This window comes from Trichocoleus sp. DQ-A3 (assembly GCF_039961975.1).
Classification (GTDB): Bacteria; Cyanobacteriota; Cyanobacteriia; order Cyanobacteriales; family FACHB-T130; genus FACHB-T130.
The window spans coordinates 35,319-53,343 of sequence record NZ_JAMPKC010000030.1 but is presented as its reverse complement, the minus strand read 5'-3'; the positions used below and the strand labels follow the sequence as shown (position 1 = coordinate 53,343).

Annotated in this window: 11 protein-coding genes; 5 read left to right on the top strand and 6 right to left on the bottom strand. The window is 45.9% G+C overall.

From position 1 onward, the window contains the following. The first annotated feature begins 507 nt into the window (after positions 1 to 507). The 4 genes from NDI44_RS25180 to NDI44_RS25165 all read left to right on the top strand — a co-directional run bounded on the left by NDI44_RS25180 (position 508) and on the right by NDI44_RS25165 (position 8,025). Positions 508 to 3,543 (top strand): filamentous hemagglutinin N-terminal domain-containing protein, encoded by a 3,036-nt coding sequence (locus NDI44_RS25180; RefSeq protein ID WP_190413934.1) that lies wholly within the window; start codon positions 508 to 510, stop codon positions 3,541 to 3,543. A gap of 40 nt (positions 3,544 to 3,583) precedes the next feature. After that, positions 3,584 to 6,367, top strand: coding sequence for a CHAT domain-containing protein (locus tag NDI44_RS25175; protein ID WP_190413931.1), 2,784 nt, complete (start codon positions 3,584 to 3,586; stop codon positions 6,365 to 6,367). A 326-nt stretch (positions 6,368 to 6,693) separates the two neighbouring features. Next, positions 6,694 to 7,047 (top strand): hypothetical protein, encoded by a 354-nt coding sequence (locus NDI44_RS25170; RefSeq protein WP_190413929.1) that lies wholly within the window; start codon positions 6,694 to 6,696, stop codon positions 7,045 to 7,047. Between the two features lie 471 nt (positions 7,048 to 7,518). Beyond that, positions 7,519 to 8,025 carry a peptidylprolyl isomerase gene (locus NDI44_RS25165; protein WP_242037111.1) on the top strand — a complete coding sequence of 169 codons (507 nt, stop codon included), beginning with the start codon at positions 7,519 to 7,521 and terminating at the stop codon, positions 8,023 to 8,025. 11 nt (positions 8,026 to 8,036) lie between these two features. Here NDI44_RS25165 and NDI44_RS25160 read toward each other — a convergent pair whose 3' ends face one another. The 4 genes from NDI44_RS25160 to NDI44_RS25145 are packed head-to-tail and all read right to left on the bottom strand — an operon-like array spanning position 8,037 to position 13,114. Further along, positions 8,037 to 8,771: a DUF928 domain-containing protein gene (locus tag NDI44_RS25160; RefSeq protein WP_190413927.1), complete on the bottom strand. Its 735-nt coding sequence runs from the start codon at positions 8,769 to 8,771 to the stop codon at positions 8,037 to 8,039. Between the two features lie 4 nt (positions 8,772 to 8,775). After that, positions 8,776 to 11,154: a CHASE2 domain-containing protein gene (locus NDI44_RS25155; protein WP_190413926.1), complete on the bottom strand. Its 2,379-nt coding sequence runs from the start codon at positions 11,152 to 11,154 to the stop codon at positions 8,776 to 8,778. A gap of 51 nt (positions 11,155 to 11,205) precedes the next feature. After that, entirely contained in the window at positions 11,206 to 12,126 is a 921-nt protein-coding gene (locus tag NDI44_RS25150) for a DUF1822 family protein (protein WP_190413924.1), read from the bottom strand. Positions 12,127 to 12,160: 34 nt separating this feature from the next. Further along, the gene (locus NDI44_RS25145; protein ID WP_348235330.1) at positions 12,161 to 13,114 is read right to left on the bottom strand and encodes a hypothetical protein; all 954 of its coding nucleotides are present in this window, start codon (positions 13,112 to 13,114) and stop codon (positions 12,161 to 12,163) included. A gap of 280 nt (positions 13,115 to 13,394) precedes the next feature. Between NDI44_RS25145 and NDI44_RS25140 the strand changes: the two genes are divergently transcribed. Next, positions 13,395 to 14,387: a calcium-binding protein gene (locus tag NDI44_RS25140; RefSeq protein WP_190413919.1), complete on the top strand. Its 993-nt coding sequence runs from the start codon at positions 13,395 to 13,397 to the stop codon at positions 14,385 to 14,387. 79 nt (positions 14,388 to 14,466) lie between these two features. On the opposite strand, the gene NDI44_RS25135 is transcribed toward NDI44_RS25140, so the two are convergent. Then, positions 14,467 to 15,390, bottom strand: coding sequence for a DMT family transporter (locus tag NDI44_RS25135; protein WP_190413917.1), 924 nt, complete (start codon positions 15,388 to 15,390; stop codon positions 14,467 to 14,469). A gap of 89 nt (positions 15,391 to 15,479) precedes the next feature. Then, a complete protein-coding gene (gene ligA, locus NDI44_RS25130) occupies positions 15,480 to 17,525 on the bottom strand; it encodes an NAD-dependent DNA ligase LigA (RefSeq protein WP_190413915.1) in 2,046 nt (681 codons plus the stop codon). Between the last annotated feature and the right edge of the window lie 500 nt (positions 17,526 to 18,025).

Below are 18,025 nucleotides of genomic sequence, written 5' to 3'. Positions count from 1 at the left end.
TTTCGGACAGCGATGTCTTTCCGTTTTATGGAGTGGGTGAACGCTAATCGAGATGTATTCTCAGCCTATAAAGCTGCTTTGGGTTTTATTTGGGCTTGAAATCTGTTTAAGTCCCGATAAGAAATACTATAAAGTGGAATACCAAAACTTCTCCTATTAATGAAAAATCTTACAATTCGTACCAAGCAAAAACTATTACTAAATATTGATGGTAACTTCTGGGTAAGTTAAATTTAGAACAGTGTTGAGCTATTTTCTATAATTCTTTACTTACTTAGTCCTATTTGCAGGTAATTTATAAATTACTAATTATTACTGACTCCTTATTAAGGATACACCTTCTAGTTTATGAAACATTTTATACATAGACTCCAGAAATTAGCGAAACTATCAATTCATCTAATTTGTTAAATTTCAAAATGTAAATTTATAGGGGCCTTAGGTAAACTCTGAGTAATGTTTAAGTAGGATTACCCAAAAAGGCAAGTTCTGCCCTTGTATAAATGTATGGTGGGCAATTTCTCTAGCAGAAAGAATATTTACTCGTTTTGGATTACTAATGGGATTGCCCTCTGCTGTCTAGTGACGGCAACCCCCAGCGTGGCTCAAATTGTCCCCGATGCCACTTTACCTAACAATTCCACGGTTACAACCAAGGGGAAAGTTAGCACTATTACTGGGGGAACAGTAGCAGGAAACAACCTGTTCCACAGCTTTAAAGAGTTTTCTGTAATTAATGGGAGTACGGCATACTTCAACAATGGTTGGGCTATTGAGAGCATATTGACCCGTGTGACAGGTTCATCCGTCTCTAACATTAATGGTTTGATTAAAGCTAATGGCGGTGCTAGCTTATTCCTGATCAATCCAGCAGGAATTATCTTTGGTTCCAAAGCCAAACTAGATATAGGAGGTTCGTTTCTAGCAAGTACCGCCGATACTTTGCTGTTTAACAATGGTATAGAATTTAGCGCTACAAATACTCAACCAAAACCCCTCCTGACAGTAAACACGCCTATTGGTTTGCAATTGAGGGACAATCCTGCCAGTGTAGAGGTGGAGGGGTCTAATCTAAAAGTCGAACCAAATCAAAATTTAGTTCTGGTAGGCGGTGAGATTCGCTTACAGAAAACGAAACTAACAGCACCGGGAGGACGACTTGAGCTAGGAGGATTATCTGTAGCCGGGGAAGTTGAACTCAAGGAAAATGGCAGTTTGAACTTTCCTAATAATGTAGCGCGAGCAGATGTGTCTCTTACTAATTATAGTTCTGTTGATGTGGGTGCTGGAGGTGGAGGCTTTATTGGAATTCATGCTCGTAACTTTAAAGCCTCGGAAGGAAGTAAGCTTACAGCTGGAATAGAAAAAAATTTAGGAACACCGGAGGCTCAGGCGGGAGATGTGGAAATTAATGCTTCTGATGCAGTCTCTTTGGATGGGAGTAAAGTAGAAACTCAGGTAGATAAGAACGCCAAGGGTAATGCAGGCAATATCAAAATTACCACTGGCTCACTTTCGCTTACTAATCAAGCCTCACTGAAGGCAAACACTCTGGGACAGGGAAATGCAGGTCAGGTAATCGTTCGTGCCAGCGATACCATTTCTTTGTGGGATGAAGGTTTCATCACCAGCAGAGTGGAAGAGAACGCCGTGGGCAGCTCAGGGGGCATCGACATTACTACAGGAACCCTGTCTATGGTGAATAAAGCTGGACTAACTGCTTCCACCGAGGGTACAGGAAATTCCGGTGAGATAATCATTCGTGCCAGCGATGCCATCTCCTTGCAGGATGGAAGCTTTATCAACAGCAGGGTGGTCAAGAACGGCGTAGGCAACTCAGGGGGCATCAACATCACCACAGGCTCACTTTCTCTGAACAATGACGCCTCAATGAATGCCAACACCCTGGGAAAGGGTAATGCAGGCAATATCAAAATTACCACTGGCTCGCTTTCTCTGAACAATGGAGCCTCATTGAGCGCCAACACTCGGGGACAGGGAAATGCAGGTCAGGTGATCGTTCGTGCCAGCGATACTATTTCTTTAGTAAATGGAAGTATCATCACCAGCAAAGTAGAAAAGAACGCCGCAGGCAGCTCGGGCGGCATCGATATGACCACAGGCATCCTGTCTCTAGTGAATGAATCGGGACTCACTGCCTCTACCGAGGGCACAGGAAATTCCGGTGAGATAATTATTCGAGCCAGCGATACCATCTCCTTGGATGGGAGTTTCATCAATAGTAGGGTGGTAAAAGACAGCATCGGCAACTCAGGGGGCATCAACATCACCACAGGCTCACTTTCTCTGAACAATGACGCCTCAATGAATGCCAACACCCTGGGAAAGGGTAATGCAGGCAATATCAAAATTACCACTGGCTCGCTTTCTCTGAACAATGGAGCCTCATTGAGCGCCAACACTCGGGGACAGGGAAATGCAGGTCAGGTGATCGTTCGTGCCAGCGATACTATTTCTTTAGTAAATGGAAGTATCATCACCAGCAAAGTAGAAAAGAACGCCGCAGGCAGCTCGGGCGGCATCGATATGACCACAGGCATCCTGTCTCTAGTGAATGAATCGGGACTCACTGCCTCTACCGAGGGCACAGGAAATTCCGGTGAGATAATTATTCGAGCCAGCGATACCATCTCCTTGGATAGGAGTTTCATCAACAGTAGGGTGGTAAAAAACGGCGTCGGCAACTCAGGTGGTATCGACATCACTACCAAAACACTGTCTGTGACTAATAATGGAGAGCTGAATGTCAGCAGCTTTGGACAGGGTAATGTAGGAAACCTAGATATTCAGGCTGACTTTATCCTACTTGAGAACCAAGGAAAACTAACAGCAGAAACTGCATCGGGTAATGGCGGCAATATTACGCTACAGGTGCAGGACTTATTGCTATTGCGCCACAACAGTCAAATATCAACTAATGCAGGCACTGCCAAGGCTGGTGGAAACGGTGGTAACATCACCATCAACGCCCCATTCATCGTCGCCGTTCCTTCAGAAAATAGCGATATTACCGCAAACGCATACACAGGTACTGGCGGCAAAGTCAAAATCACTGCTCAAGGCATCTTTGGCATCCAATTTCGAGAACAACCGACAGCACAGAGTAGTGACATCACTGCCAGTTCCGAGTTTGGGCTTTCAGGAACCGTAGAAATCAACACACCGGATGTCGATCCCAGCCAGGGGTTAGCCGAGTTGCCAGTTGAGCCAGCGAATGTGGAAGTTGCACAGGGGTGCCAAGCAGGTGGAAAACAGGCGGCTATAGGGTTTTTCAGTACGGGTAGAGGAGGCTTAGCACCTAATCCTTACGAACCGATTAGCAGCAATAAGATTTGGGAAGATGTGCTACCACCAGTGCGGAGGGTTGAGAACTCGACAGATGCTAGCGCTTCTGCCTCGCCACCACTTCCACCTGACCAAATTGTAGAAGCCCAAGGGTGGAGCGTTAACGATAACGGAAAGATTGTCCTCGTTGCCCAAATGCCCGCCACTCAGTCCCAACGTGGCTGTCGCCTACATTAGCTACCTGTGACTGTTTGATTTCACAGTTGAGAACAAGCAGATGAGCAGAAAATTACTTATATTTTGGGATTGCATCCAACGCTTAGTGAAGTTTGCATCACTCAAGGCGTACCAGCGGATACTAGGACTAATTCTTCTAGCACCGTTGGCACTCATTACAACTTTATATATCCCGGCTGTTTTAGCTCAACGAGTTGAAGGAAGTTCTCAAGTTAATTTTCAAACCTCAAATGCCCAGTTGTTACTGCAACAGGGTCTAGAACTTTATGATGCCGAACAGTATTCAGAGGCAATAGGATTCTTCGGTCAGGCGGCTTCTGCATTTGCAAACCAAGGAGATAGTTTGAACCAAGGGCTGGTGCTGCGCTATCTTTCGTTGGCTTATCAGCATCTAGGAGAGTTGCAGGAAGCAGAAAAAGCGATCGCTAACAGCTTCAAACTGCTAAACGAGCGGCAAAATACGACTAATACCCAAGATTACTTAGACGTTTTTGCTAAAGCTTTGAACACTCAAGGTCGCTTGCAAGCGACAAAAGGGCAGTGGTCGGAGGCTCTAGAAACGTGGAAGAAAGCAGCAGCTACTTATAAAAAAGCTGGCAATGAAACGGGTGTCATTGGTAGCGCGATCAACCAAGCTCAAGCGCTGCAAGCATTAGGATTAAGCAGTCAGGCGGAAGCGGCATTAACACAGGTCGAACAAATCCTCCTAAAGCAATCAGATCCGAACCTCAAGGCAACTGGATTGCAGAGTCTCGGTGAAGCTTTCAGACGAGTTGGCGAGTTGAAAAAGTCTCGTGAGGTTTTGCAGCAAAGTTGGGCAATCGTGGAGAGAGAATTTCAACTTTCTAAAGTTCGGGGTTCTACTTTGCTCGAATTGGCTAATACCGAACGCGCTTTAGGTAATAGAGCGATCGCAATCGGCAACGTGAAAGATGCTCAAGAGCATATTCGGGATGCGATCGCATATTATCAACAGGCAGCCAATTTACCCAACCTCCGACTCCAAGCTGAGTTGAATCGGCTAAGTCTCTTAGTAGAAACTGGGAAATTGTCAGAGGCAGCGCAACTCGGCTCGACAATCCAAACTGCGATTGCTAGCTTGCCTCCGAGTCAAACAAATATCTACGCCCGACTTAACTTTGCCCAGAACCTGACTTGTCTCCAGCCTGGTTTTGTTGGCAAAAACTCGCTTTCCTGCATCAATTCCGAGCGCTCGTTGAAGCTTAGAGAAGGCTTTTCTGAGCCAAGCGCTGCCACAACCCCTCCCTCGTTGCCAGAGATTACGCAGATATTAACAACAGCTATCCAACAAGCTCGTAGCTTAAAAGACCGCAGAGCGGAATCCTATGCTCTTGGTCAATTGGGTGGATTGTACGAGCTGACCGCGCAATCGAGCGCTGCTCAAGACTATACTCAGCAAGCTCTCCTGCTAGCTGAGGAAATTCAAGCTCCTGATATTCGCTACCGCTGGGAATGGCAGATGGGGCGTTTATGGGAAAAACAGGGGGATATAAATAGAGCGATCGCTACCTATCAAGAAGCGGTTAAAACTCTTAAATCCGTTCGCAGCGATTTGCTTACTATCAATTCCGACGAACAATTTTCCTTTCGGGATAATGTCGAACCCGTTCACCGCAAATTAGTCGATTTGCTATTGAGTGCTAAAGGAAACTCAGAACCAAGCCAAGAAAATCTCAAGCAAGCGATTGAGGCAATTGACTCCCTCCGCTTAGCCGAACTTGAAAATTTTATCAACTGTAACCTTTCGCCGACAGTACGGCTGACGCAGGATATTGACAAGATAGACCGGAAAGCAGCCTATATTTATCCAATTATTTTGGAAGACCGATTAGCGGTTATTTCCCAATTGCCAGGGCAACCTCTAAAGCATTCTGTCACTCTAGTCAAACAAATTGAGGTAGAAGAAACGGCGAGCGAACTGCGCTCTAACATCCTTAAACGCAACCGGCCAGAAGACGTTATAGAAAAGGCTACACGGGTATACAACTGGTTGATAGAACCTCTAGAAAAAGATTTGGAAAATAATAGCAGCGAAGTCAAAACTGTAGTATTTGTCCTAGATGGAGTTCTGCGAAATATTCCCATGTCAGTTCTCTATGATGGCAAACGACAAGAGTATCTGATGCAGAAGCCGTATGCCCTCGCCGTAGTTCCAGGTTTGCAGCTTTTCGACCTCCGACCTTTGCAGCGAGAACGCTTAAAAGTTTTAACAGCGGGAGTAAGCGAACAACGGCAATTTGGAGGACGAAAGTTTGAAAAGCTTCCTAACGTAGTACAAGAATTGCAGCAAATTAAGAATATAGCCCCTTCAGAATCGCTGCTGAATCCAAAATTTACTGAAGGAAATCTCGAACAGCAAATTAATTCAGGAGCTTTTTCCATAGTTCATATTGCCACTCATGGCAAGTTCAGTTCTAATCCCGAAGAAACGTTTATTCTGACTTACGATCGCCTGCTCGATAGCAATAATTTAAATAACTTGCTCCGGGTTAACAATCAAAGCTCATCAAATATCATCGAATTACTTGTCCTCAGTGCTTGCGAGACAGCTAAGGGAGATAACCGAGCAACTTTGGGATTGGCTGGAATAGCCGTGCGGGCAGGGGCACGCAGTACGCTAGCAACGCTATGGCAAGTTAGCGATCGCTCGACATCTGAACTGATGGAGCAGTTCTACAAGGAGTTAACTAAGCCTGAATTGACAAAATCTGAGGCACTTCATCAAGCTCAGCAAGCTCTATTTAAGCAATACAAAGCTCCCTACTACTGGGCACCTTACGTTCTAGTTGGGAATTGGCTTTAGTCTTTGCCATATTGAGGGTTTTTAGAAATGTCTATTTAACCCTCAACAAGCGACATATAGTTTTAGAGAGCAACTCCAATATCTGGTGAAGCAAGGGGCATGGCGCTGAGTGTCTATTCACCATGCTGAGCATAAGGAATCTCTGATTTTTACTCAGCCTCAACAGCAAGCAGTGATGCGTTTTGTCACAAAAATATATTTTTTAAATTTTGCATAAAACCCTGGCTTTTTGAGTTGAGTAATAGGCAGAGGGAGGGCAAGGAAGCCTAACCCTCAGTTCAAACAATAAGCTGATAATTGCATTCTATTTTTGGAGAAGAAACATCATGGCTACCTTGACACTCAAAACTCTATATTGCCAAGAGACTGAGGACTGGACTGGATCTGACGAACCTTACTTGCGTGTTAATGGTCAGACAGTCTGGCAGGGAACTTTGAACGACCAAAAAGACGCTTCTTTATTTAACGAGAAGACTGCTGACCCAAACGATTTTTTGGCATTTGATTTCAGCGGTCAGGCTACCATCAAGCTTTTTGACGCGGACGCTGGATGGTTTGACGATGACGATTTTCTGGGCAGTATTCAGGTCACCAATCAAGATATTGGGTTAGGCGACCAGACAAAGCCCTTCAATTTAGATGGGGCATATTATGAACTGACCTACGAAGTCACAGCTTAAGGGAGCGAATAGTTCTCTGATAGGCTGAGTGAGTGTACACATTCACTCAGTTAGATTGATAGTGGCAAGCTTAACCAGGATAGCCTCCCTTTTCAAAAAATTGAATTTTTAAGGGAGGCTTCATGCAAACCACGATAATGGACTTTGATTGAGTAATAACAGTCTTGAAACCTTTGCCCATTGCCCTTCCATTTCTCTGCGATCGAGTGAAGCACTATGAATACATTGAGTTTATAAAATATGACCAAAGTTTTACAAATTTGGAACCAAAACATTACTACAGAAAAAGTCGTTACTTTACTGGCGAACTACCAGATGCTGCCGCAATTTTTGCGTGAGGTCATTACCGATTAGGCTATTGCCTCGATCAACTGCGCGCCCGAAGAGAAAGCCAGTGCTTGCCAGCAGTTCTATGAAAAATATCAGCTCACTTCCGAATCAGAACGTCAGGAATGGCTAGAGCTTTATGAAATGACCTTGGAGCAACTAGAAGCCTTAGCCACACGAGGGCTGAGGATTGAGAAATTTAAACGAGCCACCTGGGCCAATAAACTGGAATCTTACTTCCTCAGTCGCAAGTCGTTGCTAGACAAGGTCATTTATTCTTTAATTCGGACGAAAGATGTGGGTGTCGCCAAGGAACTCTATTTCCGCATTCAGGAAGGGGAGCAGTCTTTTAGTGAACTAGCCCGAGAATTCTCTCAAGGGTCGGAGGCGCAAATCGGTGGATTGGTTGGCCCTATCGAGCTAGGCAAAATCTCCTCTAAGCTGGCTCAGATGCTCTATATCAGCCAAACTGGTCAACTTTGGCCTCCCACTCGCTTAGGGGAATGCATAGCGATCGTGCGCCTCGAACAACTTATTCCGGCTGTTTTGGACGAAGCTATGCGCCAGCAACTGCTCAATGAACTCTTTGAACGCTGGGTCCAAGAACGCCTCGTTGAACTGACTAGTAGTGGATTGATATCGCTGGATTGAGTAAGGTAAATTCAGTGATTTTTAAAATTACTGACCGAACTAACCAGAGGTGCTTGAGCAAGTCCTTCCAAGCTTACAGATTTCAAAAGTTTTGCCCACGCATTTCTCACTTCAGTATTTTGTGGCTCAGACAGATAGCGATGAGCTAAATTGGTTAGCTCATCGTGCCAAATTACTTGGTTTTCAAGATTAGGGCTTTGCTGAACTCGTGTCACCCAACCCTCGACTACTGGATCGGTCGCCGGGTCACTTTCAGGTGTTTCTTGAACACAACGAACAATAAACCGCCAATAGTAGCTTTCATTAAGTTTTAGAGAGGATTTTGGGCCGGGTGGTAATGCGATACCAATTATTCCTGGTGTTTTAGTGGTTTGGAGGGTAGTTCGGTAGAGAGTAGTTGTATCGTTACGGTCATGTAGTGAAAACTCGATGGAATGTACGTCTTTGGGAGTATCAGGAATATAAAACCAAAAAACTGGATGCTCGGAAGTTGTTAAACTCTGAGTGCTTTTTTCAGGTATCAAGGCAGTAAGGTGTTGCTCGGTCTGCTTGTGTTTGCAGGCTCCACCACGGCTTCCTCCTGGTGTCGCTCTCCTATTATCAGGTGTGCCAGTATTTGGTGCTTCTATCAAGCCAGCGATCGCTTGCGAACTGTATTGTGTCCATAACAGTGCAAGATTGCTGGTAAAGCTAGCGATCGCTAAAACAGTAATAAACGCAAGTTTCATTTTCGCAAGGTTGTTCATCGCTTTACTCCACAATGGAACGATGAGTATTTAGGAGTGCCTTCTGGTGCTGGGTTGGAATTAAAGGGCAGGTGTTAGAAAAGCTCCTTGGTAGGAGGCTCGCAGCGCCGCCTGTGAGCATCAAAGCTAATGCCGCCGGGACAAAAGACAACCAACCACCTTGTAGTAAGAAAACCCAGCACAGTCCATACAAGACAGTGACAGAGATGCAAATCGCCAGAACCAGGAGTAGTGGCGATCGCGCTTTGCTCTCGCTTCGCGATCGCACCATCCAAACAACTATTCCACCTGTCAGCGACCAAACCCAGACCCAGAGAACATCGCCCCATTGAGGCAACCACCAGATTAGAGGGCGTTTATCCAGAACTGCGCTTAAAATTTGACTCACCAGATGGGCATGAACTTCCAGCCCTCGCATTCTGCCATAAGGAGTGTCGTGATAGTCTTGAATACTGGCAGCAGTAACACCGATCAGAACCACCCGGTTCCTCACCCACTCTGATTCTAACTTCCCAGTTAATACATCCTTAACTGTTACTCGCTGGGCAATTCGGGGAGTGGCGCGGTAATTAATCAACACTTGATTTCCTCGCGCATCCAAGTTTTGATACCCGCCGCTACGAGGTTCTAAACGTTTAAAGACAACGCTACCAAATTGCCAATTTTTATCTGGAGTCGTTGTTGCTGAAATCCCCTTAGCTTCCAGATATCGGTAGGCAAGTTGCAGACTGAAGGAATAGGGTGTGTCGCAGGGTGAAAAAGAAGATATTGGGTTTGGGGTTCGGGATTGGAGATAGCGACGAACGGTGTTGTCTTGGGGGTCATTTTCTAAGTCATTAAAGCCAACTTGTTCTGCTGGACTTGTGGGTGGGGGTGCGACGGCATCTTCTTGGCTGGTGCCAAGCGTGCAGACGGTAACGAGACGTTGATTTTGCTGTAGCTGTGTAGCTAGTGACTCGTGACCCGGCGGTACGGGTTGGTCGCGAAAGATATCAAGACCAATTGCTATCGGTTGATAACGATCTAGTTTTTCAATGAGCTGAGCTAGGATAGCGTCGGGTAACGGATACTGGTATTGACGAATATCTGCTTCATCCGCTCCCACAAGCAGAATCCGAGAATCTGCCGGTTCGGAAGGACGTTGGCGTAGTAGCTGGTCATAGCTCTCTAACTCCCATCTTTGCATTACTCCGAGCGATCGCATCCCCATCACCAAACCAGTGACAACCAAACTCGTTGCGAAGACGGTTCGCAAACCGCGCCACAGAGGGAAGGTTGGACGACTAACTTCTTGTGCAGGTTCGGGCAACTCTGGCCAAAACAGAGGCATAGCTGCCGGATTTTGGCAGATTACTGGCAACCAACTGGCACAGGGATAGTCATTCTCGAAACCTTGCAGTCGCTGTCGCGCTTCCCGCACCGCCTGGTAGAGAGGTCTGCCACTGGCAAAGCTGTCAAGAAAATACTTCAAAAATGCTTGTGCCACCAGGTCTGGCACTGGTTCTCGCATGACAATTAGTTTCGGGATGTGCAGTGATTCTAGCTCCCGCGCTAATCCCAAACCATCGCAGGAATTGAAAATAGCCAATTGCAACCCGTTTGCAACCGCTTTTTTTAAGCCATATCGGAGTTCGTCAAGGGTTAAGCTATCCGTCTGGTTGAGATAAATCCGTCCTTTTTCACCCTCAGTCTGACTGTGACCTGCGAAAAATAGAATATCCCAGGATTGTTCCCAAAGCCGATCGTTTAACTCTTGGCGTTGCGGTTCCACCAGAAAGGTTGTTGCTGCACCAGGTAAATTCTCTAGCTGTTTTCGATCTTCCTCAACTTGAATGCCTTCACTATTACCTAAAATCGCTAGGATTCTAAATTGGTCTTTATGGCTGGGCGTTTGAATTTTTGGGGGTCGTTCGTACTGTAGGGTACTGAGTCCAATTTCAGCAAAGCTGTAGCGTTCCAACAAATCCCACTGATGCCAGGGAATCTGCCATATCTGCTGGTTTTCGGCACGAATTAGCACCCGCACTTCGTCAGAGGTACTGACTTTTTCTAGCCACTTCTCGCGGATTGAGGAAAATGATTCGGCTTTGAGCCAAGTATTCAAGCGATCGCGGAACTCTAAAGCTTGGTTGCGGCACTCTTCCTTCTCTTTTTTGAGGGAACCATCAATCCTGACTGTTTTGGCTTTAATAATGCGGGTAGCCTTCCCCAAACTACGATAGGTTGATTGCCAGCCGCTATACTGTACGGCAAGTTCGGGGGCGCTGGGTAACTTACCAGTAATTTCCGTTTCTGGGCGATCGCTTTCTGTTCCAATCTCCAGCGTTACCCGAAAGCCGGAGTTGAAATCGCCATCTAGTTTGAGGACAATTAACTTGCTCATTAGTCATTAGTCCTTAGCCAAGGGTCAAGACTGAATTTCTCCTTGTTACCCTCAGATGACAAAATTCTCTGTTACGCTGACATCACCCACAGCCACCTTAACTCCAAAATGGTCTCCCGGCTCCCCAGCAAATTCTAATTGAATACTCTTATTGTCGCTTCTGGCACGGGCGTCGATGACTGCTTCTCCATCCTCATCCATTACCATCAGTTGCAAATTTGAAGGCAGATACATTTGACCTTTTGGGGGCTGCACCTCTACGCTAATATTTATTTCCTGCTCGGATTGTTCTGTAAGCGAGACAATCGCAACTACAGCTTGAGCCGGCGTTCCCAATTCAATCAGCTTACACCGCCTAACTTCAAGAGCATTTCTAAAGCTAAAAGCTAGTTCTGTTGGTTGCGGGTTTAAAAGCGCTTCCACAGCTTGCCAACCGGCTTCAAAGAGATTTTCAAACCAGTGGCTCAGGTTTACTAAGGGTTTGATTTCATTCAAGTATCCGGGTAATTCGGATAGCGATCGCAACTGGCTCAAAGGTATCTTGGAAGCAGCCACTTCCACAAATCCCAGTAGTGTTGCTTCCCTCAACGATTCGGAAAGATGCACCGCAACATAACCAATCCGTTCGTCTCTAACTTCTGCCGGAATGCGGACAAATCCTGCATCTGAAAACACGGGTCTGCACTCTAACTTGCCGCGATTTTTTACTACTAAATCAGCAACATCCATTAGCATCTGCATCACCGGATCTGAACTTGCACTCTGTTCTAAATCCGTTTCAAAGCCCCGGCATTCTAGGTAAACATTCACGGCATACACTGCCAAGGTATTGAGATAAACCTGTTTGGCTTTATCGGGTTTGGATTGATAGCGTCGAAATTGTTCTGCTCGTGCATGAGCTGACAAAGCTAGCGGAACCGTAAAAGTCCAAGCATCTATTTCGGAATTCATAATCAATTGATTTACGCTCATTAGTATCGCACCTCGTTAAGAAAAACAATTGGTTCTAGGCGTATTGCTTGAACTTAGGGCGAAATTTTTCACAACAACGCTGAAAAAAGGAACTCAGCGTTGGCAGCGGGATTTTAAATTCTGCTGAAATTTCTTCCCAGCTTTTACCTGAAAGTCTTGCTAAAGCTATTGCTGAGAAATTAGCATCCGGTCTATTTCTAATATGTGTCTGTTTAAAAACTTTTTCCCGATCTTCTTCTAGACATTCACGCACTTTTTCAAACAAAGAATCTGGTTCGTCTGACTGTACTATATACTCCAATTCGTTCAGTGAAGGTAGTTCCTTAGTATTCGGCTCTCTAAATTCACGGCAACATTCTATAAATACCCTATCTAGCCGAAAGTTAACCCAGTTCATAAATTTTTTGTCTCCTCTCTCTGGGTCGTAATTGTTAATGTGCCGACAGACATAAGTTAATGTTTTATTAACGGCTTCATCATAAATCAGGTTATAAAACTGAGCCGAAAAGCTGGCGCGATGTGGACGGCAAAGCTTACCCGATAGCCGAATTGCTTCAACGAGTTCCCCTAAAGCATACTGTCGTAACTCTGTAGCGGGCGGGTACCCTTGAGCAACCATCGCTAACTGTTTAAGTTGAGCATCAACCAAGATTGTTCTAAACGCTAGAGCCCGCAAGGTATTCGCCCATTCCCTCACGGTTGTCTGTTTTGAATTGTATTGGTTGAGTTGTCCGCTTACGTCGTGCAATAGCTGCTGTCGGACTTGCTGGTAAATTTCCTGATAAATGCCAAATAGGGGTTTACTTGCAAGCGAACGGCAAATTTTGCGCGATCGCAGCATTTCATCAACCAACTGAGTTAAAGCCAACTGTCGCTCCTCAGACTGAGGGGCGTGCCGTTGCGCTTCTGTTACTAGCTTCTCAAGTCGCTCATCCATAGTCTTGAAAGTACCACTAGAATCGCAACTCGTTAATAGAACGTTCACCATTGTTGAAAGTCTCTCCTTTTAACCAGGTGAAGCACCAATTTGACGATCGGGTTGTGTCTGATGAACCAAGGGCGTCGCACTTTTAATCAGAAGCTTCCGATTGTTACTCAGCCAAAACAGCCAGCAATTATATATTTTGTTACACAAATTAATATTTGCAATTTTGCATAAAACCCTGGCTTTTTGACTTGAGTTACAGACAGAAGGAGGGCAAGGAAGCTTAACCCTCAGTTCAAATACCAACCATAACCATCAATTAGGAAAATTAGGAGAAACTAAAATGGCAACTATCTATGGTTCCACAGGCTCTGACACAAAAAATGGAACTTCGGGAGATGATACTATCTATGGCTGGGCGCAAGGTGGTAGTGCCAATAGTACATCCGGCAATGACAAACTGTATGGCAAGGCTGGTAACGACAAACTGTATGGTGGGACGGGTAGTGACAGCCTCGTCGGTGAAGCAGGCAATGACACCCTTGATGGTGGTATAGGTAACGACATCCTTAAAGGTGGCACAGGCAACGATACCTACATTGTTGACAGCACTAGCGATACCGTCACTGAGAACTTTGGTGAAGGAACCGATACTGTTAAATCTTCTGTCAGCTTCACTCTGGGCGCTAACCTGGAAAATCTAACCTTGACAGGTAGCAATGCTATTAACGGCACAGGAAACAGCCTCAATAACACGATTACAGGTAACAGCAAGAACAACTCTATATATGCCGGAGAAGGGGACGATACTGTTCGTGCGGGAGCAGGTAATGACTACGTGGACGGCTGGGATGGCGATGACAGCCTCTATGGTGAATCTGGTGATGACACACTGTTTGGCTACAGTGGACAAGACCATCTGTATGGCGGCGATGGGAATGACTCGCTCTATGGTGAAGCTGATGATGACCACCTCTACGGTGGTGCGGGCAACGATATCCTCAATGGCTTTAGCAGCGATAACTATATTGAGTGTGACACGCTCGAAGGCGGAGCTGGTGCAGATATCTTCGTACTCGGCAATACCTCAGGTGCCTTCTACCATGATGTTCAAAACTACCAAGATGCTCAAAGCTACGCGACAATCACGGATTTTGGCTGGAATCAAGGTGATAAAATCCAAGTTTACGGCAGTGCGAGTGACTATAGCCTTGAGTTTAATAGCGACTCGGGAAGCTTCATGTATGGGCTTGGTATCTTTTATATGGGGGAACAGATTGGCCTTGTAAAAAATACCTCTGATGTCATCATTTCTGAAGACTTTGTTTTTGTTTAAAAACTGCTGTAGGATTTGCCTGCACTAATAAAACTGGGGATTAATGTATTTTTAATCCCTAGTTATATGCAAGAAAAAGTTATCGAGCTTTTCCTAAAGCGATCGCTATCGAACCAGATATTACAAAAATCGCCCCTACCACTCCTAAAACAGTCAAGCGTTCCGGTGCAATGAGGGTTGGTAGAAAGATTGACACTGCTGACACAGAGATTAAGGTGACAATGGGCGTTGTCGCTAATACTGCACTCACCCGCGATGCTTCCCAGTGTTCTAAAGATTCGGCAAAAGCACCGTAAGCGATGATGGTATTCAAAGCACAGAAAAGCAGCATTCCTAAATGTAAAGGATTCAGTGTCAGAATGGGTTGAGGTGCCGCAAAAGGGCTAAATAAAACAGCACAGCCGCCATAGATTAGCAGCATGATATTTGAAGACGGTAATCTTTGTAGAAGCTGCTTTTGTGCTAAAGCATAAATTGCCCAGGTTACTGCTGCAAAAAAGATTAATCCGCAGCCGATTAAATATTTACCTTGTGCTGTAATTAAATTAGTTAATTGTTCGTGAAAGAATAGTGCAAAGCCAACCGTGAGTACACTTAAACCTATCCATTGACGCAATGTATAACGTTCTTTGAAAACAACCAATCCCCCTAAACCCATTAAAACCGGAGCGAGTTGAATGAGAACTTGGGCGTTAGCGGGTGAAGTTTGGTGTAAACCTTGTAGGAAAAGAATGTAATTAGCTGCTAAAAATAAGATAGCGATCGCTAACAATCCAAGTGGCGTTGAACGCAGTTTTTCGACAGGTGGTAGTTGCCGTCGTGCGGCTAAATAAACGGCTAGCAGCCCAAACGATACCAAAAAGCGAAACCAAGTAACGGTGTAAACGTCGAGTACCTGTAGAGTCACCGTCAGGGCAATGGGCAGAATTCCCCACAAAAATACAGTCACAAGCGATAAGGCTAGCCCTAATCGCCATCTACCGGAACTAGAGTGAAGTGGCATTGGTATATTCTGATGAAAAGGGAAAAGGAGCGATACGTTTTGTGCCGCACGCTCCTACAATCTTTCCTTAGTGTGTTTGCTGTTGACATCTAATCTTCGACTATTTCCAGCAGTTCGGCTTCACTCAGTTGGGTGATTCCCAACGCTTCAGCCTTTTCTAACTTGGAACCGGCATCTTCCCCCACCAGTAAGTAGTCGGTTTTGGCGCTGATGGAACCCGTAACTTTACCACCGGCTTTTTCAATCAACGCTTTCGCCTCGTCGCGCTTCAGAGTAGGCAGCGTGCCAGTAATTACAAAGGTTTTGCCTTGTAGGGGCGAGGGAACACTTCTACTTTCTGCGGATGGGGTTTCTACCTGGGCGGTGAGTTGCAAACCGGCTGCCTTGAGTCTATCAATTAACGTTTGATTCGCCGGGACTTGGAACCAATCATAAACAGCGTGGGCAATTTCTGGGCCAATGCCGTACACTGCTTTAATATCCGATGGGAATGCCCAAGCTAGTTGCTCAACGGTGGTAAATTTTTGAGTTAAAGTTTGGGCATTGACACTGCCGACGTGACGAATCCCCAAACCGTATAATACTCGCGACCAAGGCTGAGTTTTTGAGTGCGCGATCGCATCCACCAACTTTTGGGCTAACTTCTTCCCCATCCGTTCCAAAGTTCCCAACCTATCAGCGGTTAAATCGTATAAATCTGCAACCGAATTCACTACGCCTTTATCTACTAGCTGGTGCATTAATTTTTCGCCCATGCCGTTGATATCCAGTGCATTACGGCTTGCCCAGTGAACCAGCGCCCCTTTGAGGATAGCGGGGCAAGAAGCATTCACGCAGCGCGTCACCGCCTCATCAACGGGCTTTACCACCGGCTGATTGCACACCGGGCAACAGGTGGGCATTTGGAAGGCTTGAGTTCCCTCTGGGCGGAGTTCTGGCAACACGCGCACCACTTCGGGAATGATTTCCCCGGCTTTGTGGATAATCACCGTATCGCCAATCCGAATATCGAGCGATCGCACATAATCAATATTGTGCAATGTGGCTCTTTGTACGGTTGTCCCAGCTAATTGCACTGGCTGCAACTCTGCCAACGGCGTCAGCGCCCCCGTTCGCCCCACATTGATAGAAATATTTTCCACTCGCGTTGGTGCCTCTTCCGCCGCGTATTTCAGCGCCACTGCCCAACGGGGAAACTTTTGCGTAAATCCCAACTGTTCCTGAAGCGGAATCGAATTGAGCTTCACGACGACCCCATCGGTCATATAGGGTAGATTTAATCGCCCCGTATTCCACTCGTCATAATAATCCCGAACATCTTCTAAAGACTGGCAAAGCTTGCGATTGGGATTCACCTTAAATCCCATTTGTTGCAGCAATTCCAACGATTCCCACTGAGTTCGGGCAACCTCGGCATCATGCTTCCCAGGAATTTGCAACGTATAGGCAAAGAAATCTAGCCGCCGCTTTGCCACAATCCGAGAGTCTAATTGCCGCAAGGTTCCCGCCGCTGCATTGCGAGGATTGGCAAATAACTGATCGCCAGCTTGCTGCCGTTCCTGATTAATTTGCTTAAACACATCTAAGCCTAAAAACGCCTCGCCGCGAACTTCTACGTGAGTGGGAGGGCTTTCTAAATTCAATCGCAAGGGAATCGCGCGAATTGTCCGCACATTCTGAGTAATATCTTCCCCCGCGATGCCATCCCCCCGCGTCGTCCCTCTCACCAAGATGCCATTTTCATAGGTGAGAGCGATCGCAGAACCGTCAATTTTCAACTCCGCGACATATTCAAAAGTATTGAGTTCGGGAACTTGTCGCCGCCAGCGTTCCTGCCATTTGGCAAATTCCTGAATATTAAAGGCATTTTCCAAACTATAGAGAGGGATATTGTGCCGCACCGAGAAAAACTGAGTTGCCGGTTTCTCACCCACGCGCTGAGTGATGCTGTCCGGTGTTACCAGTTCTGGATACTGGGCTTCTAAGTCTTGCAGTTCCCGATACAGCCGATCATAGATGGCATCCTCCATGATGGGAGCATCCTGGACATAGTAGGCATAACTGGCTTTGTCCAACAACTGTCGCAGTTCCTGTACCCGCTGCTTGACTGCCTGTGTCACTTCCACGGCATCCATCCCTACTTAAAACTCTATCGTTTCCGCTTTTAGTCTAACTGCCATCACCAGATATAGAACGGCTCTCAATGGATTTCAACACAACCGGAACCTCGCCCCCAGCTCCCTCTCCGCTTTTCGAGAGCCAAGGTAGTTTCATACAGTCAAAGAAAATATCGAGGTATTGCGACATTTAGTAGGGGCATAAACACGCCCCTACTAAGTGAAAGAGGAGAGAATCTTGATTTTCCTGGGCAATTTATTGTTGAAAGAATTTTAAAGCGCGATCGCTTAGCCTTATCTGACGCGAAACCTCTCCCCTCGTACTAGCAGGCGATTTTTGTATTTAAACTTCATATTTCTGGTTTGCGGAGTTTATCCAAATCAGGTTGAAGTATTCCAATAACAATCCTTTTAGTAGGAATCGTGACTAAGCAAAATTACGAATTTTCCTTACAGCGATTCCCGCTAAATCCGCAAAATCCACAATGCCATTTGTGGATGTATCGATAACAATCACA

Coding starts and splice junctions, on each gene's coding strand:
- NDI44_RS25180 (WP_190413934.1), top strand. CDS start 508: ATGGTGGGCAATTTCTCTAGCAGAAAGAATATTTACTCGTTTTGGATT.
- NDI44_RS25175 (WP_190413931.1), top strand. CDS start 3,584: ATGAGCAGAAAATTACTTATATTTTGGGATTGCATCCAACGCTTAGTG.
- NDI44_RS25170 (WP_190413929.1), top strand. CDS start 6,694: ATGGCTACCTTGACACTCAAAACTCTATATTGCCAAGAGACTGAGGAC.
- NDI44_RS25165 (WP_242037111.1), top strand. CDS start 7,519: ATGACCTTGGAGCAACTAGAAGCCTTAGCCACACGAGGGCTGAGGATT.
- NDI44_RS25160 (WP_190413927.1), bottom strand. CDS start 8,771: ATGAACAACCTTGCGAAAATGAAACTTGCGTTTATTACTGTTTTAGCG.
- NDI44_RS25155 (WP_190413926.1), bottom strand. CDS start 11,154: ATGAGCAAGTTAATTGTCCTCAAACTAGATGGCGATTTCAACTCCGGC.
- NDI44_RS25150 (WP_190413924.1), bottom strand. CDS start 12,126: ATGAGCGTAAATCAATTGATTATGAATTCCGAAATAGATGCTTGGACT.
- NDI44_RS25145 (WP_348235330.1), bottom strand. CDS start 13,114: ATGGTGAACGTTCTATTAACGAGTTGCGATTCTAGTGGTACTTTCAAG.
- NDI44_RS25140 (WP_190413919.1), top strand. CDS start 13,395: ATGGCAACTATCTATGGTTCCACAGGCTCTGACACAAAAAATGGAACT.
- NDI44_RS25135 (WP_190413917.1), bottom strand. CDS start 15,390: ATGCCACTTCACTCTAGTTCCGGTAGATGGCGATTAGGGCTAGCCTTA.
- ligA (WP_190413915.1), bottom strand. CDS start 17,525: ATGGATGCCGTGGAAGTGACACAGGCAGTCAAGCAGCGGGTACAGGAA.